The 25,820-nt window shown below is 67.2% G+C and carries 27 protein-coding genes and 1 tRNA gene; 22 read left to right on the forward strand and 6 right to left on the reverse strand.

Annotated elements, in window-relative coordinates; all coding sequences use genetic code 11:
* The first annotated feature begins 110 nt into the window (after nt 1-110).
* The 21 genes from fliG (at nt 111) to csrA (ending at nt 18,075) form a co-directional block, all read left to right on the forward strand.
* Entirely contained in the window at nt 111-1,109 is a 999-nt protein-coding gene (fliG, locus tag AL3_RS10020; RefSeq protein ID WP_066300259.1) for a flagellar motor switch protein FliG, read from the forward strand.
* Nucleotides 1,099-1,719 carry a FliH/SctL family protein gene (locus AL3_RS10025; RefSeq protein ID WP_083521643.1) on the forward strand — a complete coding sequence of 207 codons (621 nt, stop codon included), beginning with the start codon at nt 1,099-1,101 and terminating at the stop codon, nt 1,717-1,719. The genes fliG and AL3_RS10025 overlap by 11 nt, the downstream gene beginning before the upstream one ends.
* Complete coding sequence (locus AL3_RS10030) at nt 1,716-3,152, forward strand: FliI/YscN family ATPase (RefSeq protein ID WP_083521644.1); 1,437 nt, start codon at nt 1,716-1,718, stop codon at nt 3,150-3,152. Before AL3_RS10025 ends, AL3_RS10030 begins: the two co-directional genes overlap by 4 nt.
* A gap of 2 nt (nt 3,153-3,154) precedes the next feature.
* Nucleotides 3,155-3,589, forward strand: coding sequence for a flagellar FliJ family protein (locus tag AL3_RS10035; protein WP_066300095.1), 435 nt, complete (start codon nt 3,155-3,157; stop codon nt 3,587-3,589).
* A complete protein-coding gene (locus tag AL3_RS10040) occupies nt 3,586-4,257 on the forward strand; it encodes a C40 family peptidase (RefSeq protein WP_083521645.1) in 672 nt (223 codons plus the stop codon). The genes AL3_RS10035 and AL3_RS10040 overlap by 4 nt, the downstream gene beginning before the upstream one ends.
* Nucleotides 4,254-5,612, forward strand: a complete 1,359-nt coding sequence (locus AL3_RS10045) for a flagellar hook-length control protein FliK (protein WP_066300097.1) — start codon at nt 4,254-4,256, stop codon at nt 5,610-5,612. The genes AL3_RS10040 and AL3_RS10045 overlap by 4 nt, the downstream gene beginning before the upstream one ends.
* A 15-nt stretch (nt 5,613-5,627) precedes the next feature.
* On the forward strand, nt 5,628-6,119 hold the full coding sequence (locus AL3_RS10050; RefSeq protein WP_066300100.1) for a flagellar hook capping FlgD N-terminal domain-containing protein: 492 nt from the start codon (nt 5,628-5,630) through the stop codon (nt 6,117-6,119).
* 90 nt (nt 6,120-6,209) lie between these two features.
* Entirely contained in the window at nt 6,210-7,406 is a 1,197-nt protein-coding gene (locus tag AL3_RS10055; protein ID WP_066300103.1) for a flagellar hook protein FlgE, read from the forward strand.
* Between the two features lie 209 nt (nt 7,407-7,615).
* Nucleotides 7,616-7,933 (forward strand): flagellar FlbD family protein, encoded by a 318-nt coding sequence (locus AL3_RS10060; RefSeq protein ID WP_083521646.1) that lies wholly within the window; start codon nt 7,616-7,618, stop codon nt 7,931-7,933.
* Nucleotides 7,933-8,718: a motility protein A gene (locus AL3_RS10065; RefSeq protein WP_066300106.1), complete on the forward strand. Its 786-nt coding sequence runs from the start codon at nt 7,933-7,935 to the stop codon at nt 8,716-8,718. Before AL3_RS10060 ends, AL3_RS10065 begins: the two co-directional genes overlap by 1 nt.
* Complete coding sequence (locus tag AL3_RS10070; RefSeq protein WP_255220894.1) at nt 8,715-9,596, forward strand: OmpA/MotB family protein; 882 nt, start codon at nt 8,715-8,717, stop codon at nt 9,594-9,596. The genes AL3_RS10065 and AL3_RS10070 overlap by 4 nt, the downstream gene beginning before the upstream one ends.
* Nucleotides 9,597-9,628: 32 nt before the next feature.
* Nucleotides 9,629-10,537 (forward strand): flagellar motor switch protein FliM, encoded by a 909-nt coding sequence (locus tag AL3_RS10075; RefSeq protein ID WP_246168617.1) that lies wholly within the window; start codon nt 9,629-9,631, stop codon nt 10,535-10,537.
* Entirely contained in the window at nt 10,534-11,232 is a 699-nt protein-coding gene (fliN, locus tag AL3_RS10080; RefSeq protein WP_066300109.1) for a flagellar motor switch protein FliN, read from the forward strand. The genes AL3_RS10075 and fliN overlap by 4 nt, the downstream gene beginning before the upstream one ends.
* Nucleotides 11,233-11,703 (forward strand): FliO/MopB family protein, encoded by a 471-nt coding sequence (locus tag AL3_RS10085; protein ID WP_066300111.1) that lies wholly within the window; start codon nt 11,233-11,235, stop codon nt 11,701-11,703.
* Entirely contained in the window at nt 11,700-12,590 is an 891-nt protein-coding gene (gene fliP, locus AL3_RS10090) for a flagellar type III secretion system pore protein FliP (RefSeq protein ID WP_083521647.1), read from the forward strand. The genes AL3_RS10085 and fliP overlap by 4 nt, the downstream gene beginning before the upstream one ends.
* Nucleotides 12,590-12,865, forward strand: coding sequence for a flagellar biosynthesis protein FliQ (gene fliQ / locus AL3_RS10095; protein WP_066300113.1), 276 nt, complete (start codon nt 12,590-12,592; stop codon nt 12,863-12,865). The genes fliP and fliQ overlap by 1 nt, the downstream gene beginning before the upstream one ends.
* A 1-nt stretch (nt 12,866) precedes the next feature.
* Nucleotides 12,867-13,625 (forward strand): flagellar biosynthetic protein FliR, encoded by a 759-nt coding sequence (locus AL3_RS10100; RefSeq protein WP_066300115.1) that lies wholly within the window; start codon nt 12,867-12,869, stop codon nt 13,623-13,625.
* Nucleotides 13,626-14,759: an EscU/YscU/HrcU family type III secretion system export apparatus switch protein gene (locus tag AL3_RS10105; protein ID WP_066300117.1), complete on the forward strand. Its 1,134-nt coding sequence runs from the start codon at nt 13,626-13,628 to the stop codon at nt 14,757-14,759. It begins immediately after the preceding gene.
* The gene (locus AL3_RS10110) at nt 14,756-16,810 is read left to right on the forward strand and encodes a flagellar biosynthesis protein FlhA (protein WP_066300119.1); all 2,055 of its coding nucleotides are present in this window, start codon (nt 14,756-14,758) and stop codon (nt 16,808-16,810) included. The genes AL3_RS10105 and AL3_RS10110 overlap by 4 nt, the downstream gene beginning before the upstream one ends.
* Nucleotides 16,785-17,765 (forward strand): hypothetical protein, encoded by a 981-nt coding sequence (locus AL3_RS10115; RefSeq protein ID WP_066300122.1) that lies wholly within the window; start codon nt 16,785-16,787, stop codon nt 17,763-17,765. The genes AL3_RS10110 and AL3_RS10115 overlap by 26 nt, the downstream gene beginning before the upstream one ends.
* 64 nt (nt 17,766-17,829) lie before the next feature.
* Complete coding sequence (gene csrA, locus AL3_RS18090) at nt 17,830-18,075, forward strand: carbon storage regulator CsrA (protein WP_083521648.1); 246 nt, start codon at nt 17,830-17,832, stop codon at nt 18,073-18,075.
* Between the two features lie 324 nt (nt 18,076-18,399).
* Here csrA and AL3_RS10125 read toward each other — a convergent pair whose 3' ends face one another.
* Nucleotides 18,400-18,747 (reverse strand): hypothetical protein, encoded by a 348-nt coding sequence (locus AL3_RS10125; RefSeq protein ID WP_066300128.1) that lies wholly within the window; start codon nt 18,745-18,747, stop codon nt 18,400-18,402.
* A gap of 233 nt (nt 18,748-18,980) precedes the next feature.
* Nucleotides 18,981-20,438: a benzaldehyde dehydrogenase gene (locus AL3_RS10130; RefSeq protein WP_066300130.1), complete on the reverse strand. Its 1,458-nt coding sequence runs from the start codon at nt 20,436-20,438 to the stop codon at nt 18,981-18,983.
* A 432-nt stretch (nt 20,439-20,870) separates the two neighbouring features.
* On the opposite strand from AL3_RS10130, the gene AL3_RS10135 reads away from it, so the two are divergent.
* On the forward strand, nt 20,871-21,818 hold the full coding sequence (locus AL3_RS10135) for an alpha/beta fold hydrolase (RefSeq protein ID WP_066300132.1): 948 nt from the start codon (nt 20,871-20,873) through the stop codon (nt 21,816-21,818).
* Between the two features lie 288 nt (nt 21,819-22,106).
* Here AL3_RS10135 and AL3_RS10140 read toward each other — a convergent pair.
* The 4 genes from AL3_RS10140 to tmk form a co-directional block, all read right to left on the reverse strand.
* Nucleotides 22,107-22,179: transfer RNA gene (locus AL3_RS10140), tRNA-Thr, on the reverse strand.
* A gap of 165 nt (nt 22,180-22,344) precedes the next feature.
* Nucleotides 22,345-23,916, reverse strand: coding sequence for an alpha/beta hydrolase (locus tag AL3_RS10145; protein ID WP_066300138.1), 1,572 nt, complete (start codon nt 23,914-23,916; stop codon nt 22,345-22,347).
* A gap of 50 nt (nt 23,917-23,966) precedes the next feature.
* Nucleotides 23,967-25,109: a DNA polymerase III subunit delta' gene (locus AL3_RS10150; RefSeq protein WP_066300139.1), complete on the reverse strand. Its 1,143-nt coding sequence runs from the start codon at nt 25,107-25,109 to the stop codon at nt 23,967-23,969.
* Nucleotides 25,106-25,741 (reverse strand): dTMP kinase, encoded by a 636-nt coding sequence (tmk, locus tag AL3_RS10155; protein ID WP_066300271.1) that lies wholly within the window; start codon nt 25,739-25,741, stop codon nt 25,106-25,108. The genes AL3_RS10150 and tmk overlap by 4 nt, the downstream gene beginning before the upstream one ends.
* Between the last annotated feature and the right edge of the window lie 79 nt (nt 25,742-25,820).

The following is a 25,820-nucleotide window of genomic DNA, read 5'->3' on the forward strand; positions in this document are numbered from 1 at the left end:
CCGCACTGGCCACCGTTCCGGAACCGGACACCAGGCTGAGTGCGCCGGAGGCCCCGACGGCGGCAGTTCCGGCCCTGCGGCCGCAGGCACCCAGCCCTGCCCTGCCCAAGATGAGCGGCATGCAGAAGGCCGCCGTCGTCCTGATGCAGCTCGAAACCTCGCGTGCGGCCACCGTGCTGCAGCAGTTCACTGAGGCTGAGGCCCAGGAACTCGCCGCCGAGATCGTGAACCTGCGCCGGGTGGACGTCGCCGTCGTCGAAAGCGTCATCAACGAGTTCTACGACATGACGGTGGACGGCCGGCGCCGCGCCCACGGCGGCCGCGACGTCGCCATGGGCCTGCTCGAGGCTTCCTTCGGCACCGAACGCGCCTCCGGCGTGATGGACCGGCTCGCCTCCTCCATGGCGGGCAAGTCCTTCGAGTTCCTCGAACGCGCCGAGGCCGTCCAGATTGTCAGCCTCCTCGAAAACGAACTGCCGCAGACCATCGCCCTGGTCCTGGCGCACATGCGTCCGCAGCGGGCCTCCGCCGTGATCGGCGGTTTCCCCGAGGAGCTGCGCACCGAGGTCGCGCAGTGCATCGCCAACATGTCCCGTGCCACGCCGGAAGCAATCCGGATTGTCGCGGAAACGCTCAAGGCCCGTGCCACGGCCGTCGGCGCTGCCCGCGAGGCAGCCGACCAGATCGGCGGCATCCAGCCGCTGGTTGACATCATCAACCGGGCCGACGCCGCCACCGAGCGGGCCCTGCTGGACGCCCTGGACGCCCGCGATCCGGAACTGGCAGAGGAAGTGCGTTCGCGCATGCTGACCTTCGCCGACCTCACCAAGCTCGAACGCCGCGACGTGCAGCTGGTGCTGCGCGGCATCGACGTCGCCGTGCTGGCCCTGGCCATGAAGGGCGCCAACGAGACGGTGCTGGAAACCATCCGCGGCAACGTCTCCGAGCGCAACCGGGAGATTCTCGACGACGAAATCGCCGCGTCGGGTCCGGCCCGCCTGTCCCAGGTGGAGGAGGCCCGCGCCACGATCGTCCGGGCGATCCGCGACCTGGAGGCCCAGGGTGCGATCACCATCCACCACGCGGACGAGGAAGAGTATGTCTACTGAGTCCCCGGAACGTACGTTCTCACGCATGGCCTACCCCGCCCTGGGCGGCGGCCATGGTGTGGAACGTGCCGCCGAGCTCGGAAAAGCACAGGGCCATGCCGCAGGCTACGCAGCGGGAATGCATGCCGCAGCAGCCGAGACCGCGCGGCTGCGGACGGAACTGAAAACCCGGTTCGACGCCGAGACGGCTGCCCTCCGCGCCCGCGCCGACCACGCACTGCAGCTGCTCAACGCCGCGGAACAAAGCCTGGCCCAGCTCACCGTTCCGCATGTTGCTGAAGTCCAGGATTCCCTGGCCGCCGCTGCGCTGGAACTGGCCGAAGCACTGCTGGGCCGCGAACTGGCCAACGGCGAGTCCTCCGCCCGCGCCGCCCTGGACCGGGCACTGGCCGGAGTCGATACACGCCTGGTGCACACCGTGCGGATGCACCCGGCTGACCTGGCGGTCCTGGACAATGACACGCTGAACAATGCGGCGGTGATGTTCACCCCGGATCCCGGCCTGCAGCGCGGAGACGCGGTGACGGAGTTCCCTGACGGCTTCCTGGACGCCACGCTCGCTTCCGCCCTGGCCCGTGCCAAGGCTGCCCTGCTGGGGGAACGGGCATGACCCTCACCGCATCGCCCGCATCGACGGCGGCTCCCGCCCTGGACACCTCACCCGGAGAAGCGCCGGTGAGCCGCCGCGAACGGCGCTGGGACCAGCAGCGGGTGACGCAGCCGGTGAGCTGGCGGCCCAACCCGGAAGCCTTCGGCCAGGCCCTGGCCGCGGCCCGTCCGCAGCGGGTCGGCAAAGTCTCCACCGTCGTCGGACTCAGCGTCGAGGTGACCGGCCTGGATTGCGCCGTCGGGGACCTGGTCAGCCTGGGCACCCCGGAAACCGCCGTCGACGCCGAGGTTGTTGCCGCGACGCGGGACGGCGTCCGCTGCATGCCCTTCGGCCGCCTCGCCGGGCTCACCGCGGGCAGCCCCGCACGGTCCAAGGGCATGCCGATGCGCGTTCCCACCGGCGCCGGGCTTTTCGGGCGGGTCATTGACGGACTCGGCCGGCCGATCGACGGCAAAGGGCCGCTGCAGGTGGAGCAGTACGTTCCCCTGGACCACGACACCCCGCCGGCGATGCAGCGCTCCCGGATCACCGAGCCCCTCCAGCTGGGCGTGCGGGTCCTGGACACACTCACCACTGTTGGCAAGGGCCAGCGCATGGGCCTCTTCGCTGGCTCCGGCGTGGGCAAGTCCTCGCTGCTGTCCATGATCGCCCGCGGAACGGACGCAGAGGTGTCGGTGATCGCCCTGGTGGGGGAGCGCGGCCGTGAGGTCCGTGAATTCCTGGAGGACGATCTGGGCGCAGAAGGCCTGGCCCGCTCCATCGTGGTTGTTTCAACCTCCGACGAGCCGGCGCTGATGCGCCTGCGCGCCGCCTTTGTTGCCACCCGCATCGCCGAATCCTTCCGCGACCAGGGCGCCGACGTGATGCTCATGATGGACTCGCTGACCCGGGTGGCCATGGCCCAGCGGGAAATCGGGCTCTCCGTCGGCGAGCCGCCGGCGACCCGCGGCTACCCGCCCTCGACCTTCTCCCTGCTGGCCCAGCTGCTCGAACGTGCGGGAACGGACAAGACCGGTTCCGTGACCGGTATGTACACCGTGCTGGTGGACGGCGATGACCACAACGAGCCCATCGCGGACTCCGCCCGGTCGATCCTGGACGGCCATGTGGTGCTGGACCGCAAGCTCGCCGTCGCCGGCCACTTCCCTTCCGTCGATGCGCTCGGCTCGATTTCCCGCGTCGCGTCACGGGTTAACCCCAAGGACCGCAGCCAGGCCTCTTCCGGCCTGCGCCGGGTGCTGGCAGCCCGCCGGTCCGCCCAGGACCTCATCGACGTCGGGGCCTACCAGCGCGGATCCAATCCGCTGGTGGACGCCGCGGTTGACCACGAAGACGCCATTAACGCTTTCCTGCAGCAGCGCATGGATGAACAGACACCGGCCGCGTCCGCCTGGGACCAGCTGCATCGGCTCACACAGAATCTGGGGGTATAACGATGGGACGGGACTTTCCGCTCGCCGGACTGCTAAGGCTCCGCCGGCTCCAGCAGGACAGCGCCGCCGGGTCGCTCGCGGCGGCAAACGCGAAGCTCCGCCAGAGCGCCGGCGCGCGCAGCGAAGCCTATGACGCGCTGGCCGCCTCACCGCTGGAGGCAGCCGACGCCGCCACCCTGACCGCCATCGCCGCGGCCCGCGCCTCCTCACGGAGCATGCTGGCAGACCTGCTGGCGGCAGAGGCGCTGGACAGCACGGCCGTGAACACCGCCCAGGCCGAGTTCCACGCTGCCCGGGCTCGCTCGGTGGGCCTGGAAAAACTCGAGACCAAGCATTCGGATGCCCTGGCCGTGGAGGATCTCCGCACCGAACAGGCCGTCCTGGACGAACTTGCCGGCACCACCTGGCACCGCCGGCAGAAAGAAGCCAACAGATGAGCATGACCGATGCGATTGGCCGGATCCAGGAGATCCGCTCCACGATCGACGCGCTCTCCGGAACGGCTCCGGCGGCCGCGGCTGCCGCTGCCGGCACCGGTTCGTCCACGACGGGCACCGCGGTCGCCGGAAGCAGCAGCGGTTTCGCAGCAGCGCTTTCCGCCGTGACCGGAACAGCGTCCGCCGGGACCGGCGGGGCAACGAACGAAGCGCTGATGGCTTCCGTGGACAAGTACGTTGGCCTGCCCTACATCTGGGGCGGCAATGACCCGGCCGTGGGGCTGGACTGCTCCTCCTTCGTGCAGAACGTTTTCAAAGACCTCGGCTACAGCCTGCCCCGCGTCACCTGGGACCAGATGAACAGCGGCACCAAGGTCAATTCACTGGCCGAAGCCCAGCCCGGTGACCTCCTCTTCAGCCACGACGGCGGGCACGTCGCTATCTACCTTGGCAACGGCAAAGCCGTGGACGCACCGCAGCCCGGCCAGACGATCCAGATCCGCGACGCCTGGGAAACCGACGCCAACATCACCACCATCCGCCGCATCCTCCCGACGGAAACCGCGGCGTCGCCGCAGGCAGCATCGGCTCTCACCAGCACCGCGGTCACGGACCTGGTTGCCTCGGCCCGGGCCATGCAGGCTTCCCTGCTGGGAGGGACGGCATGAGCATCCCCGCAGCTTTCCTGACCGCCCGCCCGGCCGCCCCCGCAGGCGGACGGCCTTCTGCCGGCACACCGGACGACGGCGGCACGGGGTTCGGATCCGCACTCCAGGCAGCCTTGGCCGGCGAGGCCACGGGTCCGGCAGCGGAAACGCCCATCGAAGCACCGGTGGAAAGCCCAGAGACAGCGGAAGCCCCCGCAGAGAGCGTTCCGGCTGTTCCCGGGTTCAGCTTCCCGGCTTCCGCTGCCGTCCCGGCACCGCTGCCGGGGTCTCCCGGGGCAGAGCCGGGCGGGCTTAACCCGGCCGCAGCCGGCGGGATCCTGGGCGATGGAACCGCCCAGCTGCCCGGAGCCGCAGAGCTGTCCGGAACCGCCACGGCCCAGGCGGCTGGCAGCACACCGGCCGCAGCCACACCCCTTTCCGGAACCGCGCCGGTGCCCGTTCCGCCGTCCGTGGCACTGCACGCCCCGCAGGGAACTGCGGCGGCCGGACCCCAGGCCGGAGCGGCCGCTGCCCTGGCGGCAGCCTCGGAAGGTATGGCAGCCGCCGCGGATCCGGAAAACCCGGACCCGGTGCCGGGCGACGAACGTCCTGCCGGTGCGGTACCGCAGGCCGGAACCAGCACCGCAGGGGCCAGCACCGCAGGGGCCACCGCGTCCGCGCCCGCACTGGTGCAGGCCGCAGCCGCCTCCGGTGAATCATCCCTGGCCGCTGCAACCGGCCCGGCCTCCGGCACCCTGCAGGGAGCCACCGCCTCCACAAGCGCCGCTCCGGCGGCGCCGGCAGCGGACCCTGACCCCGCAGCTGCGGTGGCCGCACCCGCGGCACATACACCGGCCGCAGCCGTTCCGGCGCTGCAGGTCCAGCCCTCCCCGGTACAGCCGATGGCGGCCGCACCGGCTCAGACACCGGTTGCCCAGCCGGCTCCGCTGCTCACCCAGGTGGCGCAGCCCCTCTTCAGTCTCAGCTCGGCAGCGCCGGGGGACCACGTGATGACGCTGAGCGTCACTCCGGAGAACCTGGGTCCCGTAACTGTCCGCGCCCACGTCAGCGCGGACGGAATCCGGGTGGAGCTCTTCGCTCCCAACGACGCCGGGCGGGAAGCGCTGCGGAGCATCCTTACCGATCTGCGCCGGGACCTGTCAGGTTCCGGACTGAGCACCTCGCTTTCCCTGTCAACGCAGGACCAGCCCGGCACCGGCCCGGACAGCCGCGGCGGACCGGGCCAGGAGCTGCCCGGCAGCGGCCCTACCGGTGCCGCACCCGGCGCGGACCCGGAGGCCGCTCCGGTGCCCTTGCAGCAAGCCTTCCGTCCCGTGGCCCACGGCTCGGTAACAACCCTCGACATCCTGGCCTGAGAAGGAGATCCACCCATGCCGGTAGAAGCAGTTTCAGCGCCTAACGCGGCCACCACCGAACAGCCCACCCGGGTGCCAAAGCAGGTCATGGACAGTGAATTGTTCCTCACTCTGCTGGTCACCCAGCTGCGCAACCAGGACCCGAGTTCGCCCATGGACACCAACGAAATGATCAGCCAAACCACCAATCTGGCCACCATGGAACAGCTCACCAACATGGCGACCATGAGCGAGGAGAATTTCTCCCTGCAGATGCGCATGGCCGCTGCCGGCCTGATCGGCCAGACGGTGACGTACACCAACGAGGCCGGGGAATCGGTCAGCGGAACCGCCACCGCTGTCTCCTATAAGTACGGGGTGCCAACGGTCAGCGTGGATGGCGTGGACGTCCTGCTGGATGCGATCTCCGGTGTGGTGGCACCGAAGACCACCCCGGATCCCGGTGACGATTCCGGCTCTGGCAGCGGTTCCGGCTCCGGAACCGGAACGCCGGGCACAACGGCGTAACCGGGGCGCTTTCGCTGCCCTTCCTTTTCTTCTCCTACTTCCCATACTTCGCAAACGGTCTCCACAACCTTCAGCTGAAAGGCGTATCCCATGCTCCGCTCCCTGTACTCCGGAATTTCCGGTCTCCGTGCGCACCAGACGATGCTCGACGTCACCGGCAACAACATCGCCAACGTGAACACCGTCGGCTACAAGGCCAATGCCGTCCAGTTCCAGGACACCCTCTCGCAGCTGACGCAGGGCGCCACGGCTCCCGGCGCCAACAACGGCGGCGGCAACCCGGCACAGGTTGGCCTCGGCGTCCTGGTCTCCGGCATCACCACCAACTTCACCCAGGGCTCCGCCCAGGCCACCGGCCGCGCGACGGACCTGATGATCTCCGGAGACGGCTACTTCGTCACCAAGCAGGGCACCGAGACCACCTACACCCGGGCCGGGTCTTTCGACCTTGATGCCGCCGGCCGCCTGGTCACCACGGACGGCAAGATCGTCCAGGGCTGGACCGGCGTCAACGGTGTTATCAACACCGGCGGAGCCGTTGGCAACGTGGTCCTCCCGGACGGCGCGATCGCCCCGGCCATCGCCACGACCACTGCCACCATGGGCGGAAACCTGCCCTCGGAAACCAAGCCCGCCGATCCGGCTGCCGTGCCGCCGGTAGCTGCCGGCACCATCGTCCGTGACATGGACGTCTACGACGCCAACGGTGTTGCCACGGTGGTCTCGCTGACCTTCACCCGCACGGCCACCGGCTGGGACGTTTCGGCTCCGGGCGCCACCACGGCGTCGCTCGGCTTCACCAACGGTGTCCAGAACGCGGGCAACCCGGCCAGCCTGACCGTCAACGGCGTTGCCGTGAACCTGGCCGGGCTGACCAGCTACGCCGGCGTCAGCACGGCCTCGGTCACCGGGCAGAACGGCCGTGCCGCCGGAACCCTGGAGTCCTTCTCCATCTCCAAGGACGGCACCCTGATCGGTTCCTTCACCAACGGTGCCAAGCAGGCCCTGGCCCGCATCGCCGTCGCCACCTTCACCAACCCCGCAGGCCTGGAGAAGGCCGGCAACTCCGGCTTCACCGCCACCGTCAACTCCGGCAACCCGGTCCTGGGCGGCCCGGGTGATCCCGGCATGGGCAACGCTGTAGCCGGCTCCCTGGAAATGTCCAACGTGGACCTCTCCCAGGAATTCACCAACCTGATCGTGGCCCAGCGCGGGTTCCAGGCCAACGCCCGAATCATCACCACCTCGGACGAAGTGCTCCAGGAACTGACCAACCTCAAGCGCTAAACCGGACCACCTGCCAAGGAGGCCGCGCACTTCGGTGCGCGGCCTCCTTGGCGGTTAACGACGGCGTTGGCCAACGACGGCGCCGGCCAACAGCGGCGGCGACCAACGAAGGCGGTGCCGGCCTGCCCTTTCCTTACCGATACCGGGCGTCTGCCGAAAGTAAGGGTGACGGCTTATGCAAGCCGGACGCCGCAACAGGGGACGGGCCAATGATTGTTCTTACGCGACTGAACGATGCTCAGTTTGCGATCAACCCTGACCTGATTGAGCGCGTCCACTCGAACCCGGACACCACGCTGGTCATGGTGGACGGGGCAAAGTACATCGTCACGGAGTCCATGGACGAAGTGATAGCTCTGATAGCCCAGTTCCGCGCCCGCGTAATTTCCATGGCCAGGGACCTGCCACAGGTCCCGCTCCGGCCGGGAACCGGGCTCGGACTGGTTCCGGATGCCGGCGCCGGGGGGACGGCGGCCATCAGTGAAAGCAGTACCAAGACCGTGCCCCTTCGTCCGAGGAACAAATAATGGATCCGGCCACAATAATCGGCTTAGTGCTCGCCTTCGGGTCGCTCTACGCCATGATCACCCTCGAAGGCGCGCACCTCACCTCCATCCTGCTGCCCGCACCCATGATCCTGGTCTTTGGTGCGACCATCGCGGTGGGCCTGGCCGGAGGCACCCTGAAGGACTTCATTTTCTCCTTCAAGGCCCTGCCCCGGGCCTTTATGGGCAAGAAGCCGCGCCCGCAGGAAACCATCGACAGGGTGGTTTCGCTCGCCGAAAAGGCGCGCTCCGAAGGCCTGCTCTCCCTGGAAGCCGACGCCGCGGAAGTGAACGATCCCTTCCTGAAGGTGGCTCTCCAGAACATCGCTGACGGCACCGACGGCGAAGAGCTGCGGACCCTGCTGGAAGACGAGATCAACACCAAGGCCTCCAGCGACAAAGTGGCGACCAAATTCTTCAACAGCCTGGGCGGCTACGCGCCGACCATCGGCATTATCGGCACCGTGGTGTCCCTGACCCACGTGCTGGAGAACCTCTCCACCCCCGCCACGCTTGGCCCGATGATTGCCACGGCGTTCGTCGCGACCCTGTGGGGACTGCTGTCGGCGAACTTCATCTGGCTGCCCATCAGCCAGCGGCTCAAACGCCTCAGCGAGCTGGAACTGGAACAGATGACCCTGCTGATGGAGGGTGTCCTGGCCCTCCAGGCCGGCAGCCAGCCACGGCTGCTGGGCGAACGCCTGCGCGCCATGGTTCCTGCCCATGAACTGACCGCCCCGGCCCGCGAGACCAGCGAAGCAGCGTGAGCGCCCCCAACCGCCGCCGGCGCAAGGAGGAGCCGGACGAGCACCCGGATGAGCGCTGGATGGCGTCCTACATGGACATGGTCACCGTGCTGATGTGCATGTTTATCGTGCTCTTCGCCATGTCCACCGTGGACCAGGCCAAGTTCGAGCAGCTCAAGGCCTCCCTGGCCACCGGCTTCGGCATGGAGGAAAGCAACACGGTGGACACCGCCAAAGGCGTGGTTGTTCCGCCGTCCATGGTCGACAACGAAGAGGTCGTGGATCCCGACGCCGACCTTGCAATGCAGGCAGCTCTGGAGGTCAAGGACCTCACTGCGCTGCGGGACCAGCTGCAGGATGGCCTGGAGACCAAGGGCCTGCAGGATGATGTCCGCTTTGAAATTGACGAGCGAGGGCTGACCATCCGCCTGGTCAGCTCGGAAATGTTCTTCGAACCGGACCTTGCGGACCTGACCACGCAGGCCCGCGGCGTGCTGAACGTGATCGGCCCGATCCTGGAGCCCACCGCCTACGACATTTCGGTGGAAGGCCACACCGCCCAGGTCCGCCAGTTCACTGATTCCGCCCTGGACTGGGAGCTCTCCTCCTCACGGTCAGTCCACGTGCTGCGCTACCTGATGGATCCCGGCGGCATCGACTTCAGCCGCATCAAGGCTGTGGGCTACGGCGAATCCCGGCCGCTGACGGCCGGTGCCACGGCCGAGGAACGGGCCCAGAACCGGCGTGTGGACATTGTGGTGCTTTCGGGGCAGTCCGAAGCTGTCCGGCAGCTGATGCCCGCGATCGTCGACGGCCAGATCATCTTCCCGGAGCCGTCCGCCGAACCAGCCACCGAGGCCAGCCGGGACGAGGAAGTTTTGCCCGCCTCCAACCACTAACGGCGGGGCCGCCGCAGCCGATAGTTTTCCCTGTGACGGTCCAGCAACATTCGCCTCTTGGCGCGCCCCCAAAAGCCTCCCGGCTGGTCGAAGTTTATGACTTCCGCCGTCCGACGACGCTTGCCCGCGAGCACGCCCGGGTCCTGGAGATGGCCTTCGAAACCTTCGGCCGGCAGTGGGGTACCCAGCTGACCGCCAAGGTCCGGGTTCTCTCCCAGGTCACCTCCGAACAGGTCCAGACCATGACCTACGACGAGTATGTGGCCGCCCTGCCGGAACACACCGGGATGGTGCTGTTCTCCATGCCCAACATTTCGGCCAAAGCAGTGATCCAGTTCCCGATGGCAGCCGCGCTGTCCTGGGTGCGGCACATGCTTGGCGGGACCGGCAACGAGCCGACACCGGAGCGCAAACTCACCCACATCGAGCAGGCACTCCTGAGCCGGATCATGGATGAGGCGCTCGAGGACCTGCACTACGCCCTCGGCAGCCTGCTGGCAGCACCGCTCTCGCCGTCGTCCATCCAGTACAACTCGCAGTTCGCCCAGGCGGCTGGATCGACGGTGCCGATGATCGTGGCCCGCTTCGACATGGTGGTTGGGGACGCATCGGCCCCGGCCACGGTTGCCCTGCCCGCGGAGGCCATCCTGCCCCAGCTCGGCCCGGTCCGGCCCAACACCTCCGACGCCACTCCGGCCGAGCTGATCACCGAACAACTGGCCAACCTGCCGGTGGACGTTTCACTGCAGCTGACGCCGATCCGCGTGTTGCCGGGCATGGTCCTGAACCTTGCCGTGGGCGACGTCCTGAATCTTGAACACCCGCAGCACCGGCCGCTGAACGTCACGGTCGATGGCCAGACGCTGGCCCAAGCCGCGGTGGGGGCCAGCGGTTCCCGCCTGGCCGGAGTCATCGTAAGCACCGAGGAGAACAACTCATGAGCACCACACTGGCCCAGTACACCGAAGCTGCCGCTGCCCTCGTCCGGCTGCTGCCCACTCCCACCCCGCTGCAGCCGGTCCCGCATTCGGTGCTGGGCCTGCCGCTGGATCAGATGGGGCAGGCCGTCACGGCCTCCTTCGTCGGATCCGTTTCCGCTGACCTCGCTGTGGTGCTGCTGTCCGCCGCGACCGTCTCCGATGTTGCCGGCACCGACTCCCCGGCGATCTCCGCCGCGGATGTCCTGCGCCCGGCGCTGGAAGCCGCGAGCTCCACCCTGGGCGCCGGCGTGCTCGGTGACGCGCGGACGGATGACGCTTCGTCCCTGTTCGGCCACATGGATTCCTCAGTCTTCGAGCTCCGTGGCCCGGAAGGCACCGCCGGCTGGTTCGCGGTCCGGCTGCGCTCCGGCAGCGCCGCCGGCACCGGCACCGAGCAGTCGGTTGTGGGCAAGCTCGGGCGCATCAACAACGTGGAAATGGCCCTGACCGTGGAGATCGGCCGGACCCGTATGGCGGTCCGCGACGTCCTGAACCTGGAACCGGGCCGCGTGGTGGAACTGGACCGCTCAGCCGGCGCCCCCGCCGACATCCTGCTCAACGGCCGCCTGATCGCCAACGGCGAGATCGTTGTTGTGGACCAGGACTATGCCGTGCGCATCACCAAGATCCTGGACGTAGCTGAGGGACTGGGCTAAATGGACGATTCCGCAGTCCTGGCGCTGCGGGTCCTGGTATCGCTCGGTGTGGTTCTGGGGCTCCTGTGGTGGCTCCAGCGCCGGCTCATCCGAGGCCGCGTCTCCAGCGGTCCGGAGGCTCCTATCCGCGTCCTCAGCCGTCAGGTCATCAGCCCCAAGGCTTCCGTTGTTGTCCTCGAGACCGGCGGGCAGCGTTTCCTGCTCGGCGTCACGGAAGCGTCCGTCAACGTCCTGCACACTTCCGAGGCAGTGGAGGAAGAGGCCCCGGACACCGTCTTCGCGGCTTCGCTCCACGATGCCTCCCGCGCTGCGCAGGAATCCGGACCGGCGCCCGACGGCGGCCTGCCGCGCCGGCGGGACACCCGCCGCAGCGGTCCGGCCGAGGGCACATCAGTGCTTAACGGGTCGATCCTTTCACCCGATACCTGGCGCCAGAGCGCTGCGTTCCTCCGCCGCGGACGCCGGGAATGAGCACTGTGACCACACCCGCGGGCGCACAGCAGGCACTGCCGCCGTCCGCCGCCGGCGGCCGGCTGCACAGGTTCATCCTCGGCGCCGTCCTGGTCCTTGCCGCCACCGTCCTGCTGATGCTGGCCGGCGCAGCCGCCGGGCACGCGACTACGTTCGACCCGGCACCCCCAACAGCTCCCACCGCGCCCGGCGATCCCAACGCCCCGGAGGACACCGGCGGTTTTTCCGTGGACATCAACGGCCTGGACGGAACCCCCTCCACCGCCGTCGTCACGCTCATCGGCATTACGCTGCTCTCGGTGGCACCGGCCCTGCTGCTGATGATGACGTCCTTCACGAAGATCTTCGTGGTGCTGGCGATGACCCGCAACGCGCTCTCGCTGCCCTCCATTCCGCCGAACCAGGTCCTGGCCGGGCTGGCGCTGTTCCTCTCCCTGTTCATCATGGCTCCGGTCCTGACGGAGATAAACACGCTGGCCGTGCAGCCCTACCTGAACGGCGAGTTCACCTTTAACGACGCCCTCGGCACCGGCGCCGGGCCGCTGCAGCAGTTCATGCTGGCCCATACCCGTGAAGAGGACATTGCGCTGATGACCCGGGCAGCGGGCCAGCCGAACCCGGAAAGCCCGGAGACCGTTCCGCTGCTGACCCTGATCCCGGCCTTTATGATCTCCGAGCTGCGGGCAGCGTTCATCATCGGCTTTGTCATCTTCATTCCGTTCCTGGTCATCGACCTGGTGGTGGCCGCGGCACTGATGTCCATGGGCATGATGATGCTCCCGCCGGTCATGATTTCCCTGCCCTTCAAAATCCTGCTGTTTGTGTTGGTGGACGGCTGGGGCCTGATCATCACCTCGCTGGTCAACAGTTATCAGGGCGGAGGCTGATGGATACCAATGCCGTCCTGGACATCGGGCTCCAGGGGCTGTGGGTTGCGGCCAAACTTGCCGCACCGGTGCTGCTGACCGCGCTGGTGGTCGGGTTCTCCGTCTCGCTGGTGCAGTCGATCACCCAGATCCAGGAAGTCACTCTGTCCTTTGTGCCGAAGGCTCTGGCAGTGTGCATCGCCCTGCTGGTGTGCGGGCACTGGATGATCACCGAAATGGTGACCTTCACACAGCAGCTGTTCGAGAAGATTCCATCCCTGCTCGGCGGGGGATGACATGTCGATCACCATCGACCAGGCATGGCTGGAAGCGGTGATGCTCGCGGGCGTTCGGATGGTTGCCTTCCTGATCATCGCCCCGCCCTTTTCCTACAATGCCTTTCCCGGCCGGGTAAAGGCCATGCTGGCCATCGGCCTGGCACTGGCCGTGTCGCCCCAGGTTTCAGAGGGGTACACCAACCTGGGCACCGCCGCCTACATCACCAGCCTGGTCCTGGAATTCGTGGTCGGCGCCGTGCTGGGGTTCCTGGTCCTGATCGTGTTCTCCGCGGTGCAGTCCGCCGGGCAGCTGATCGACCTGTTCGGCGGTTTTTCGCTGGCCCAGGGGTTCGACCCGCAGTCCATGGTCAACGGTGCCCAGTTCACCCGGATGTTCCAGATCACGGCACTGGCCCTGCTGTTTGCCTCCGACGGCTACCAGCTCATCATCGCCGGGCTGGCACGCAGCTTCACCGCCCTGCCGCTGGCCGGCGGGATAGACCTCTCCGACCCGGCGCAGGCAATGATCTCCGCGGTCAGCCAGATGTTCGTTGCCTCCGTGCAGATCGCCGGACCGCTGCTGGTGGTATTGTTCCTGGCCGACGCCGGACTGGGGCTGCTCACCCGGGTGGCCCCTGCCCTGAACGCCTTTGCGCTCGGGTTCCCGCTGAAGATTTTGCTGACGCTGACGCTGGTGTCGGTGGTGTTTGTTGCCCTGCCCCGTGTTGTCTCGGCGCTCGTCCAGCAGATTGTGCGCACCCTGGCGGGGGTGGGCTAAATGGCGGACCAGGACTCCGGGGAACGGTCCGAAGCCGCCACCCCCAAACGGATGAAGGAGGTCCGGGAAAAGGGTCAGCTCTCCCGGTCCGATGACCTCACCGCCTGGGTGGGGGTGGGTGCAGCCGCCGCGATGATGCCCCTGACCATCAGCCGCGGCGCGGATAAGGGCGCCGAAACCCTCATGGGTGTGGATGCCATTGCCGCGGCCCCGAGTCCGCTGGCCGCACTGCAGATGCTGCAGGAAGGACTGGGCTCCCTGTCTTACGTGCTGGGCCCGATGCTCTCCGTGGTGGTTGCGGCAGTGCTGGCCACCGCCGCCCTGCAGGGCGGGATCCACTTCAAGAAGTTCAAGGGCAAGTACGAACAGTTCGACCCGGTTAAGGGCATGAAACGGGTCTTTGGCATGCAGGCCATCTGGAACGGGGTTAAAGCCCTGCTGAAGACGGCCGTGGTTGGACTGGTGCTTTATGCCGTTATCCAGAACCTGATGCCGGTCCTGATGACAGCCGGCGGGATGTCCATCAACGCACTGCTGGTTGAGGCGGGCGGGGGAGTCGCCACCCTGCTGCAGTTCGCCGTCGCCGCCGGGCTGGCCCTGGCCGCCGCGGACATCATGGTGGTGATGCGCCGGAACCGGAAGAAAACGCGCATGACCAAAAAAGAGGTCAAGGATGAAAACAAGAACACCGACGGCGACCCGCTGATCAAGTCCCAGCGCCGCTCCCGCCAACTGGCGATGAGCCGGAACCGCATGATGGCCGCCGTCGGTGATTCCGACGTCGTGCTGCTGAACCCTACGCACGTGGCGGTGGCCCTGAAATATGAGCCGGGAAAGTCGGCTCCCCGCGTCGTGGCCAAGGGCGCCGGTGTGATCGCCGCGCGTATCCGTGAGGAAGCCGAGGCCAAGGGCGTTCCCATGGTCCGGGACGTCCCCCTCGCACGGGCCCTGCACGGGGCCTGCGAACTGGGGCAGGAAATTCCGCTCGAACTCTATAACGCCGTGGCCCGCGTCCTGGCGTTCGTGATGGCCCTGAAGAACCGCGGCGCCGCCGCGGGGGTCCACACCATGGCACCGGAACCCGGCGCCACCGTCCCCGCAACCGTCCCACAACACCGTAAGGCCGCGCCGTGAACCGCAACCTCCTGAAGCTCGCCATTCCCGTGGGCGTGATCGGTATTATCCTGCTGCTGGTGGTCCCCGTGCCAGCTCCGCTGCTGGACGTGCTGATCATCATCAACATCCTGCTGGCGCTGGTGATCCTGCTGACCACCATGTTCGTGAAGAAGCCGCTGGACTTCTCCGTGTTCCCCTCGATGCTGCTGGTCGCCACCCTCTTCCGGCTCGGCCTGAACGTTGCCTCCACCCGGCTGGTGCTCGGCGAGGGCTACGCCGGCCAGGTGATCGAGGCCTTCGGGCATGTCGCCGTCGGCGGATCCCTGATCATCGGAGCGGTGATCTTCCTGATCCTGGTGGTGATCCAGTTCGTGGTGGTCACCAAGGGTGCTGAACGTGTGGCCGAAGTTGGTGCACGGTTCACCCTGGATGCCATGCCGGGCAAGCAGATGGCGATCGACGCGGATCTCAACGCCGGCCTGATCACCGATATCCAGGCCCGGGAACGGCGGGCCGAGGTCTCGGCTGAAGCTGACTTCTACGGCGCCATGGACGGTGCATCCAAGTTTGTGAAGGGCGATGCGATCGCCGGCCTGATCATCATCATCATCAACATTGTGGGCGGCATCGCCATCGGCATGCTGCAGCGCGGTATGGGTGTTGGCGAGGCCATCGATACGTACACCCTGCTCACCATCGGCGATGGTCTGGTCACGCAGATCCCCGCCCTGCTGATGGCCGTTTCCACCGGCATGATCGTCACCCGCTCCAACGCCGAATCGGACATGGCGTCCACTGCCTCGGCGGAACTGGGACAGTCCCGGATGGCGCTGATGATCGCCGGTGCTGCCGCGATTGTGATGGCCCTGATTCCGGGGATGCCCAAGATCCCGTTCATCGTTATCGGTGCGCTGCTGATCTTCGCCAGCCAGCGGGTCAAGGCCCGGGAGGCGGCCGAGGCCCAGGCCGCGGAGTCCAGCGCCGTCGCGCAGCTCACCGGCGCCCCGGCCTCGGACACCACGGAGGACCTGATCGAGCAGATGCGGGTCCACGCCCTGGAAGTGATGCTCTCACCGGACCTGGTGGACATTGTCACCGGCGGTTCAGACGATCTCCTGGCCCGGGTCCGGGCGCTGCGCCGGAAGATTGCCCTGGAACTCGGCGTCGTTGTTCCGCCGGTCCGTACGCGGGACAGTGTGGACCTGCCCGCCTCCACCTACGTGATCCGCATTGCCGGTGTGGAAGCCGGCCGCGGGGAAGCGCCCGCGGGCAAGGTCCTGGCTCTCGGGGATTTCCTGGACGGGCTGCCCGGAATGGCGACGGTGGAACCCGTCTTCGGACTGGCCGGCAAATGGGTGCCCGCAGAAATGCGGCATGCGGCGGAAATGGCCGGAGCCACCGTGATTGACCGGGTATCGGTGCTGGTCACGCATCTTTCGGCGATCATCACGGCCAACGCGGCCCGGCTGCTCACCCGGGAGGACGTCCGGGTCCTGACCGAAGGCGTTAAGCAGGTCAACCCGTCCGCCGTGGATGAACTGGTGCCGAACGTGCTCTCCCTGGCCGAGGTGCAGCGCGTGCTCCAGGGTCTCCTGGCGGAGCAGATTCCGATCAATGACCTGCCGCGCATCTACGAGTCCCTGCTGCTTAAGGCCAAGGTTTCCCCCGATCCGGAAGGACTGATCGAGGCTGCGCGGCAGGCCCTCGGACCGGCGCTGGCCGCCCAGTATGTCACCGGCAGCGTGCTGCGCGTCATTATGATTGATCCCGCGTTGGAGCAGTCCATGCTGGAATCGCTCCGGCCCTCGGACCAGGGCACCCAGATCCTGCTGGACCCCGCCAGGATCGAGAACATTATCTCCTCACTTAAGACTACTGTTGCCACTGTGGAGAACTCAGGTCACACCGCTGTCCTGGTGTGTGCTCCGGCGCTCCGGCCCGCCATCCGACGCCTCGTGTCAGCCCAGGCCAACGGCCTGCCCGTGCTCTCCTACCAGGAAGCCACGGCAGCGAACGTGTCCATTGAAACTGTAGGAGTAATCCGTGGAACTGAGACGATTTCAGCTTGAGGGTCCGTCCCTTGACGCGCTGAAGGCGAAAGTCCTCGCGGAGCACGGGCCGCGGGCCCGCATCATCGCCGCCGAAAAAGTGAGCGTGGGTGGTATCGGCGGGTTCCTGGCCCGGCACCACTACGAGGTCACGGTGGAAATGCCGGCGCGCGGACGACGGGCTGCTCCCGTGGAAGCCGACCTGCCCAGCCGGGCCGGGATCGGCGCGCTGCTGGCGATGGCCGAGGAGGCCGAAAGCAGCCAGCGGCCCGGGGCCCGGGCACTGCCCGATGTGTCCACGGGCAGCAACGCGTTTGCCGAGCTGATGGAGGACCTCTCGCAGAACACGGGGGCTCCCGCCAGATCCCCGGAACCGCTGCAGCCGCGGGACTCCGCGCGCACGCCTGTTCCGTTCGCTTTCCCGCAGCTGGCCCCGGCCGGCCCGGACGGCGGAGCACCCGCGCGGGCAGGGCGGATGGAAGTGCCTGTGCCGCTGGCCGGAGCAGGAGACCTCGTGATCGTGGTGGGGCTGGGGCAGGACGCCATGCTGGTGTGTGAATCGATGGCTGCCGCCGCCGGTTTCAGCGCACAGGCGCTGCGGGCCGCGGGCGGGGTCGACGGCGGCGGTGTGGGCCGCGCGGGTGACCGGCGGGCGGTGGCAACCGCCCGGGCCGCCGGCGTCCTGGCCGGGCACCCGGTCTTCCTGGCCTACGGGATCGGCAGGGGCACCAGCGAACTGGCACGGCACACCACGCTGATCGCTGCCCTGGCCCCGGATCAGTTGTGGGTCGCCGTGGACGCGGGGCGGAAGCCCGAGGACACATCGGCCTGGGTTGGAGCTGTGCGCAGCGCCGCCGTCGTCCATGCTGCCGCCGTCGAGGGCCTGGAGGGCACCGCGACACCGCAGACAGTCAACAGCCTGGGTGTTCCCGTCGGCTGGCTCGACGGCGCCGAAGCGCCCTCCGCGGTGCTGTGATAAATCCGGGATTGGGGCCCGCCTGGGCGGCCGGTGTGGCGGGTGCTTGCGATAGAGTGACTAAATGCTCGTGTTAACGCGGAAATCAGGAGAACAGATCCTGATTGGGGATGACATTGTCATTACCGTGCTCGATTCACGCGGTGACGGTGTCCGCATCGGCATTGATGCCCCGCGCGGAGTAAGAATCCAGCGCAACGAAGTCGTGCGCGCCGTGGAAGAAGCCAATGTGGCAGCCACCGCCGACGTCCCCGACGCGGAAGAGCGGATCAAGGCATTGCTCAGCGTGCGCCGGCCGGACGCCGAATAGCATTCGGCGAAGGTCCCGGCTGGCCAGGAACTGAATTTCCTGCAGCATCCTGTTTTCCTGCGGCATCATAATTTCCTGCAGCCATGCCCTGCAGCCGTGTCCGCTGCAGCTATTGCAGTGCGGTGATGCCCGCGCCGGTCCGGCGCTGCCCAAACCCCGGCCGTTAAAGCCAAACCCCGGCATCCATTGGGGTGGATACCGGGGCGGCGAGCCACGTGCGTTCCGCGGACGGGCGGTCAGCACTGCACATGCAACTGTGCGGCTCGTCTTTGCAGTATTTTTCCTTGGGGGATACTGCGGTTTCTTTCTTGGGGAAAGACTTGGTTAGCTGCCCGAGCGGACCTTGCTGCCGAAGAGGCGCAGGGTGCGGCGTGCAGGAGCTGTGGTCTTGCCGCGGGAGCCGGCAACGTGCCGAACAACCTGGCCCTTGTCGTTCCGGGTGCCGTAGTAGTCCTGCAGGAGCCGGCGCTCGTGGGTGGAGCAGCGGACTCCGGGGTAGCGGTAGCCGCGGATGACCCAGTAGCCGGTCCGGTCGGTGGCACGCTTGTCATTGGCCCATTCGGGGACGAGGCGGCGGCGGCATTCGGCGCACAGGGCTGCAACATGGTTGTCCCGCTGGGTGTCCGTGTAGCGCTTGACCAGGACTTCGGTGTCTGCGTTCCAGCTGTTCATGTTTCCCCCAATGTCGTCTCGATCCGTGTGGACTTCTTCGGACCTTTTTGCCTGATGGGTAGGACGATACAGAGCGTTGCCTAGGCAAACGCTCAAGTTCGACCCGCGGTTAACGCAATGTTTCCGCAAGAATTTCTTGTGGAATTCTTGAGCTTAAGCCGGGGTGTTCTGCCAGCGAAAAAGCGGCGGCTGCCCTGCCGGGCGGCCGCCGCTTATCCACTGCTGCGGGAAGGCTAGAACGGGTAGGAAGCGATTTCCGGCCGCATGGTGAGCCACTGGATTTCCGTGAAGGATTCCATGTTCGCCGCGGCACCGCCGACGCGGCCGCCGTTGCCGGAATCCTTGACACCGCCGAAGGGGGCGTTGGATTCGTCGTTCACTGTCTGTTCGTTGATGTGGACCTTGCCGGATTCGACGCGGTCGGCGATTGCCATCGCCATTCCGACGTCGCCGAGGATGGACAGGGAGAGTCCATAGTCGCTGGCGTTGGCCAGTTCCACAGCCTCATCGATGCTGGAGAACTTCATGACCGGTGCCACGGGACCGAAGATCTCCTGGGTCCAGGCCGGGTTGTCCGGGGTGACATCGGCGAGCACGGTGGGCCGGTAGAAGAGCGCTTCGCTGGTTCCACCAGCGGTGAGGCGGGCGCCGGCAGCGACGGCGTCCTGCACAATGCCGTTGATCTTCTTGAGCTGGTTTTCGTCGATGATGGGGCCCAGCGCGGCCTGGCCTCCGGCCGGGTCTCCCACCGGAAGGTGCTCGGCCTTCTCGGTGAGGGCAGCTACATATTCGTCGTAGATATCCTCGTGGACAATATGGCGCCCCGTGGTCATGCAGATCTGTCCCTGATGCATAAAGGAACCGAAAGCTGCCGCCGACGCGGCCTTCGCCAGGTCCGCTCCGGGCAGCACGATCATGGCGTTGTTGCCGCCAAGCTCCAGATGGGCGCGCTTGAGCAGGCGGCCGGCGGTCTCGCCGATCTTGCGTCCGGCGCCGGTGGATCCGGTGAACGCGATGACCCTGACCTCGGGGGCCTCAACAACCGCGGCACCGATCTCAGCTCCGCCGGGGAGCAGCGACAGCAGGCCGGCTGGCAGGCCGGCCTCCTCGAAGACGCGCATCAGGGCGACACCGCCGCAGACAGCCGTGCGGGGGTCCGGCTTCAGCAGCACGGCGTTCCCCAGGGCAAGGGCCGGAGCGACTGCCCGGATGGAAAGGATCAGCGGAAAGTTGAACGGCGCGATGACAGAGACGACGCCGGCGGGCCGGCGCCGCGACAGCGACCAGCGGTTGGAGTTGCTGGTCAGCACTTCGCCGGCCGGCAGGGCGGGAAGGGCGGAAGCGTCGTAGCATTCGTTGGCGGCACTGTGCGTTTCAAGAGCGGCTTTCGCCGGAATGCTGCCCGCTTCGCGGGTAATCCAGGTGCCGATTTCCTCGGCGTGCTCTTCCCACAGGAGACCTGCCCGGCGCAGTACGGCTGCGCGTTCCTCAGGCCGGCGGGCAGCCCATTCCTTCTGGGCTTCCGCCGCAGTGCGGGCTGCGGACAGGACGTCTTCCACGGAGGCCACGCCGTAGCTTCCCAGCTTGTTCCCGGTGGCCGGTTCCAGCGCGTCTGAAGTACCCGCACCGCCTTCGCGCCAGCCGTTTACGTAAATCTTGCCTGTCCAGATGGACGGGTCGAGCAAAGCCATGGTCATCCTCGCTGTTGGTGTTACCTAGGCCATTGATTATCCCACCCTGCCAGTGTCCGGGCACACACGGGGGTGCGGCCGGGGCCCCAAGGTGGTGGACCGCACTGGGTCTGCTGGGGGACAGCGGGCTACCTGATTTTCGAATGAACTTACGGGTTTTTGAGCCGAAACTACTTGGTTCCGGCTGGCGCTGGCTCATCGGACGGCATGTTTCCCCAGGTGGTGGCGTGAGAACACCTTGCTGCCTGCCGCACCGGAGCGTTGACAAATCTGCGTTCCGAGGGTTGGCTGTCCCCAGCCGGGGGCGGGCCTGAAGTCCGCAGAAGACCCGTAAGCGGGCCTGCCACCACATCGTTGGCCCGGACTACTGCACGGAACCAGCCAGGAAATATGCCCGATACGTGAAGCCCGATACGTGAAGAGAGCAGCACCATGATCCACCGCTCTGCCAGCCATGTCTTGGAGGTCCCCGGAGCCCGCATCGCCTACGACGTCGCGGAGGTCAGGAAGAGCGTGGAACCGCCGCTGCTGCTGTTCGGCTCACCAATCGATGCAAGCGGTTTCAGCGCGCTGGCCGCCCGGTTCACCGACCGCACCACCGTCACCTATGACCCCCGGGGCACGGGACGGAGTGAATCCTCCGATGGAGAGTATTCACCGGAGCTGCACGCCCAGGATCTCCAGGCGCTGGCCGCGGAGCTCGGCAGTACACAGGTGGATATGTTCGCCAGCAGCGGGGGAGCGGTCAATGCGCTGGCCTTCGCCGCAAAGGCGGGGGACCTGGTTCGGATCCTCGTAGTGCACGAACCCCCGCTGGCCCGAATCCTCCCGGACCAGGAGGCGGCCGTCGCCGGCATCGAAGCGATACTGCAGACCTATCAGGAGCACGGCCGGGGCGCGGCCATGGCTCGGTTCATGGCATATGCGGGCTGGCAAGGGGAGTTTCCGGCCGGTACCGGGCAATCCGAGTCCGGCCTAGCGGACGCCGGCGGCGGCGCTGGCACGGAAACCGACGACGGCGCTGGCCCGGAAACCGACGACGGCGCTGGCCCGGAAACCGACGACGGCGCTGGCCCGGAAACCGACGACGGCACCAGAGACGATCCACTGTTCGGCCGGAACCTGCGGACCTGCACGCTTTTTCAGCCGGACTTCGACGGGCTCCGGGACGGTCCGGCGAGCATTGTCGTGGGGATGGGGGAGGCCTCTGCCGGAACGATGGCGGCGCGCGCCGCTGCTGTCACCGCTGACCGGCTGGGGACGCTGCCGGTGACTTTCCCGGGCGGGCACGGGGGTTTCCTGGGGCCGGAATTTGGGCCGGGAGCCGGTGACCCTGAAGCGTTTGCCGGGGTGCTGCGCCAGGTGCTGGACGGCTGGTAGTTCGTCGAGCGGGCCCGGCGGCGCCTGAGGGCGGCGCCGAGCTGGCGGAAGATTCCGATGAGGCCAAACACCACGGGCATAACGGCGATGATCCCCGCCACCGGATCGCTGAGCATCAGCAGGATGCCTACCCCGAAAAAGATGTGGAGGCAGTACCCGGCTGCCCGTACGGATTCGGGGCGCCTCCGGACGGCGGTGGTGAGGGTGGTGATGATTGCTCCCAAATGTTGCCGGGCTCCTGCTGCAGCGAAGCCCCCGGAACCATGGGCTCCGGGGGCTTCGATAGGGAGCCTCCTGCCAGAATCGAACTGGCGACCTTCTCATTACGAGTGAGACGCTCTACCAACTGAGCTAAGGAGGCGGGCTTCCTCTGCACCGGGCTACCGGCCAGAATCCACAAGGAATAACTTTATACGCCGGGAGACCCCGGGTCAAAAGCGCCGCTGGGAAGCACATGCGCCCCAGCGGCACCGGGCCAGTTTCAGGGGCAGATCCACGAATGGATTCCCGGAATCACGAACGGAACCTAGGAACAGACCAAACCGTCCTCCGGCACTGTCCCCTCAATGAAGTAATTGTCCACAGCATCGGCGATGCACTGGTTTCCGCGGCCGTACGCGGTGTGGCCCTCAGCCTCCCAGGTGAGGAGGACAGCCGAGTCCAGCTGGTCTGCCAGTGCCTGCGACCACTCGTAAGGGGTGGCGGGGTCTCCGGTGGTGCCGATGACCAGCAGCGGGGCAGCGCCCTCAGCGGTAATCCGGTGCGGTTCGTTGACCGGGGCGTGCGGCCATGCCTCGCAGGTCAGGCCGCCGTAGGCAAGGAACCGGCCCAGCGTCGGAGAGGCTTCTTCAAGTTCCTCGGCATCAAGGGCCATTGCCCCGCGGTCGGTTTCCATCGGGTAGTCGAGGCAGTTCACAGCGCTGAACACTTCGGAGGAGTTGGAGGCGTAAGTGCCGTCCTCGTTCCGCTCCGCGCCGAGGTCCGCGAGCATCAGCATGGTCGTGGGGTCGCCGCGGAGTGCAGAGCTGAGGGCCTGGGTCAGCGCCGGCCAGTTGGCGTCGTTGTACAGGGGAAGGATGAACCCGCTGACGAATGTCGAGGCGTTGACCAGCCGGCCGTCCGCCGCGGTCAGGGGGCTCGCTTCAACGGAGCTGATGAGATCGCGGATGGTCTGCACCCCGTCGTCGACGCTGCCGTCGAGCGGACAGTTGGTGGAGGACTGGCAGTCTTCGACGTAGGACCGGATGGCCGTTTCGAAGGCGCGGGCCTGGCCCAGGGTGATCTCTTCATTGCTGGCGGAGGGATCGATTCCGCCGTCCAGCACCATCCGCCCAACGTTCTCCGGGAACAGCTCTGCATAGGTCGCGCCCAGGAATGTGCCGTAGGAGAAGCCCAGATAGTTCAGTTTCGGATCATTGGCGACGGCGCGGAGGATGTCCATGTCCCGTGCGGCGCTTTCGGTGTCCACGAAGCCCAGGAGGTCTCCGGATTCCTTGGCGCACTGTTCGGCGTAGGTCCGGGCGCTTTCCCGGGCTTCCTCGAAACCGGCATCCGTGGACGGATCGATCGTTTCTGCCCGTGCTTCATCGAGTTCTGCATCGCTCAGGCAGTCCACCGGGGTGGAACGGCCCACGCCGCGCGGATCGAAGCCCAGCACGTTGAAGCTGCCGCGCAGCCGGTCGGTGGTGACCCCTTCCAGGGATTCCAGCACCGTGTCATAGCCCGAGCCGCCGGGTCCGCCCGGGTTCAGCAGGATGGTCCCTTCCGGTGTGCCGCCGGATTCGGCCAGGATCACTTCGAGTCCGATGCTGCTGCCGCCGGGATCGGAGTAGTCCATGGGCACCTCAACGCTGGCGCAGAGGAAGTCCTCTTCGCAGGGTTCCCACACGACTTCCTGCGTGTAGTACGCCTCAAGTTCCGCAGGGACATCGCCAATGACCTCCGGTGCCGCGGACTGTGTGCCTTCCTCCGGACCGTGCGAATCGTCCGGTGTGCAGGCAACCAGCGAGGCCAGTACGACGGCGGCGGAGCCGGCGGCTGCCGCGGCGCGGCGCAGGGTGCGGACGTAAGTCCGGGGGCGGCGTCGTACTGGGGGCATTGGTGCGGCTCCTGAGTCCATAGGGGTTCTGGCGCTGTGGCGGGGGTGAATCACAAAAGGCTGACTGCCATCGCTTCGATGGCGAGCAGCGGGGCGACGTTGGTGGTGACCAAGCGGCGCCGGACTGCGTTGATTTCCTCCATGCGCGCCAGGGTCGCTTCGGCCGTGCCGCGCGCGGCGAAGGCCTCAAGCTCGGGGCGGAGCGCCTCATTGACCAGATCGGTTCCGGAATCCAGCTGAAGCACCAGGGCATCGCGGTAGAAAGACAGCAGATCCGTCAGTGCCCGGTCGAAGTAGTCGTTCTTGGACCGCTTGGCCCGGCGCAGCTGGTCATCTTCCAGCCGTTTGACCTGGCTGCGCATGGACGGCGGCAGGGTGCCGGTCTCCGGTGCGCCGAGCGACGCCAGCAGGGCGGCCTTCTCCTCGGCGTTCCGCTGTTCAAAGGAGCTGGTGGCTTCCGCCTCGGCCAGGGCCACCAGGTCCGCGGCCACCTTCATGGCACCCGAAACGCTGCGCAGGGACAGGGGAAGGCGCACGATCTTCTCCCGCCGGGCCCTGGCGCCTTCGTCGGTGGCAAGCCGCTTCGCCACACCAACGTGGCTCTGGGCAGCCCTGGCCGCTTCCTCGGCGACGGTGGGGTCGATTCCGTCGCGGCGGACCAGGAGTTCAGCGACGTCGGCCGCCGGAGGAAGCCGCAGGCCGACGGGGCGGCACCGGGACCGGATGGTCACCAGCACATCCCCCGGGCTGGGCGCACACAACAGCCAGATGGTCCGCGGCGGCGGTTCCTCGATGGCTTTGAGGAGCACGTTGGTGCTGCGTTCCTGCATCCGGTCAGCGTCTTCAACGATCAGCACCCGCCAGCGTCCGGTGGAGGGCTTGTCCTGCGCCTTCTTCACCAGTTCCCGGGCCTCGTCAATGCTGATGGTGACCTTCTCCGTGGTGACGGAGGAGACATCGGCATGGGAACCGGCCAGCGCGGTGCGGCAGGCGCGGCACTGCCCGCAGCCGCGTGCGGAGGGGTCCTCAGCTTCACACAGCAGGGCGGCGGCAAATGCCCTGGCAGCATTCGACCGGCCGGATCCGGGCGGGCCGGTGAACAGCCAGGCATGGGTAGGGCGTTCTTCCGCAGCCGCACGGCGCAGCTGCTCGACTACCGGCGCCTGCCCCTGCAGGTCATCCCAGACGCTCACGGCAGCAGCCCGCCGATCCGGGCCAGGATTTTTCCGGCCAGCACGGGAACCGGGAGCCCGGCATCGAGCACCAGGTAACGGTCGGGGGATTCCTCTGCCAGCGTCAAAAAAGCGTTCCGGATGCTGCCGTGGAATTCGTCGGGTTCGGATTCCAGCCGGTCCTCGGCGTCAGCGGAGGCCGTTCGGCGGCTCCTGCCCGCGCCGGGATCAACATCCAGCAGCACGGTGAGGTCGGGGACCAATCCCTCCGTGGCCCATTCATTGATTCCCCGGACGGAGTCCTGGCCCAGCGCGCGTCCGGCGCCCTGGTAAGCGACGGAGGAATCGATATAGCGATCGCAGACGACGACGTCGCCGCGTTCCAGCGCCGGCCGGATCACCTGTTGGACGTGGGCGGCGCGGGACGCCGCAAAGATCAGGGCTTCCGTGCGGGGATCAATGTCCCCGTGGCCGTGTTCCAGCACCAGCCCCCGCAGCTTCTCGCCCACCGGAGTTCCGCCGGGCTCGCGGGTGCGGACAACCCGACGGCCGGCCTGCTCCAGGGCTTCCGTGAGCAGCGAAGCCTGTGTCGACTTGCCGGCGCCGTCGCCGCCTTCGAAGGCGATAAAGAGGCCGGTGGAAGGTTTCGAAATACTCACCCGCATAGCCTACCCAGTCAGGCTGGGAACACCGCGCCGGCCGCTGGCAACGGGTCCCAGGGGGTGCGCCAGG

The organism is Arthrobacter luteolus NBRC 107841 (assembly GCF_001552075.1).
GTDB lineage: Bacteria > Actinomycetota > Actinomycetes > Actinomycetales > Micrococcaceae > Arthrobacter_B > Arthrobacter_B luteolus.

What these genes read in the sequence shown, in the direction of transcription:
- fliG (WP_066300259.1), top strand. Translation starts at nt 111, where the DNA reads ATGAGCGGCATGCAGAAGGCCGCCGTCGTCCTGATGCAGCTCGAAACC.
- AL3_RS10025 (WP_083521643.1), top strand. Translation starts at nt 1,099, where the DNA reads ATGTCTACTGAGTCCCCGGAACGTACGTTCTCACGCATGGCCTACCCC.
- AL3_RS10030 (WP_083521644.1), top strand. Translation starts at nt 1,716, where the DNA reads ATGACCCTCACCGCATCGCCCGCATCGACGGCGGCTCCCGCCCTGGAC.
- AL3_RS10035 (WP_066300095.1), top strand. Translation starts at nt 3,155, where the DNA reads ATGGGACGGGACTTTCCGCTCGCCGGACTGCTAAGGCTCCGCCGGCTC.
- AL3_RS10040 (WP_083521645.1), top strand. Translation starts at nt 3,586, where the DNA reads ATGAGCATGACCGATGCGATTGGCCGGATCCAGGAGATCCGCTCCACG.
- AL3_RS10045 (WP_066300097.1), top strand. Translation starts at nt 4,254, where the DNA reads ATGAGCATCCCCGCAGCTTTCCTGACCGCCCGCCCGGCCGCCCCCGCA.
- AL3_RS10050 (WP_066300100.1), top strand. Translation starts at nt 5,628, where the DNA reads ATGCCGGTAGAAGCAGTTTCAGCGCCTAACGCGGCCACCACCGAACAG.
- AL3_RS10055 (WP_066300103.1), top strand. Translation starts at nt 6,210, where the DNA reads ATGCTCCGCTCCCTGTACTCCGGAATTTCCGGTCTCCGTGCGCACCAG.
- AL3_RS10060 (WP_083521646.1), top strand. Translation starts at nt 7,616, where the DNA reads ATGATTGTTCTTACGCGACTGAACGATGCTCAGTTTGCGATCAACCCT.
- AL3_RS10065 (WP_066300106.1), top strand. Translation starts at nt 7,933, where the DNA reads ATGGATCCGGCCACAATAATCGGCTTAGTGCTCGCCTTCGGGTCGCTC.
- fliN (WP_066300109.1), top strand. Translation starts at nt 10,534, where the DNA reads ATGAGCACCACACTGGCCCAGTACACCGAAGCTGCCGCTGCCCTCGTC.
- AL3_RS10085 (WP_066300111.1), top strand. Translation starts at nt 11,233, where the DNA reads ATGGACGATTCCGCAGTCCTGGCGCTGCGGGTCCTGGTATCGCTCGGT.
- fliP (WP_083521647.1), top strand. Translation starts at nt 11,700, where the DNA reads ATGAGCACTGTGACCACACCCGCGGGCGCACAGCAGGCACTGCCGCCG.
- fliQ (WP_066300113.1), top strand. Translation starts at nt 12,590, where the DNA reads ATGGATACCAATGCCGTCCTGGACATCGGGCTCCAGGGGCTGTGGGTT.
- AL3_RS10100 (WP_066300115.1), top strand. Translation starts at nt 12,867, where the DNA reads ATGTCGATCACCATCGACCAGGCATGGCTGGAAGCGGTGATGCTCGCG.
- AL3_RS10105 (WP_066300117.1), top strand. Translation starts at nt 13,626, where the DNA reads ATGGCGGACCAGGACTCCGGGGAACGGTCCGAAGCCGCCACCCCCAAA.
- csrA (WP_083521648.1), top strand. Translation starts at nt 17,830, where the DNA reads ATGCTCGTGTTAACGCGGAAATCAGGAGAACAGATCCTGATTGGGGAT.
- AL3_RS10125 (WP_066300128.1), bottom strand. Translation starts at nt 18,747, where the DNA reads ATGAACAGCTGGAACGCAGACACCGAAGTCCTGGTCAAGCGCTACACG.
- AL3_RS10130 (WP_066300130.1), bottom strand. Translation starts at nt 20,438, where the DNA reads ATGGCTTTGCTCGACCCGTCCATCTGGACAGGCAAGATTTACGTAAAC.
- AL3_RS10135 (WP_066300132.1), top strand. Translation starts at nt 20,871, where the DNA reads ATGATCCACCGCTCTGCCAGCCATGTCTTGGAGGTCCCCGGAGCCCGC.
- AL3_RS10145 (WP_066300138.1), bottom strand. Translation starts at nt 23,916, where the DNA reads ATGCCCCCAGTACGACGCCGCCCCCGGACTTACGTCCGCACCCTGCGC.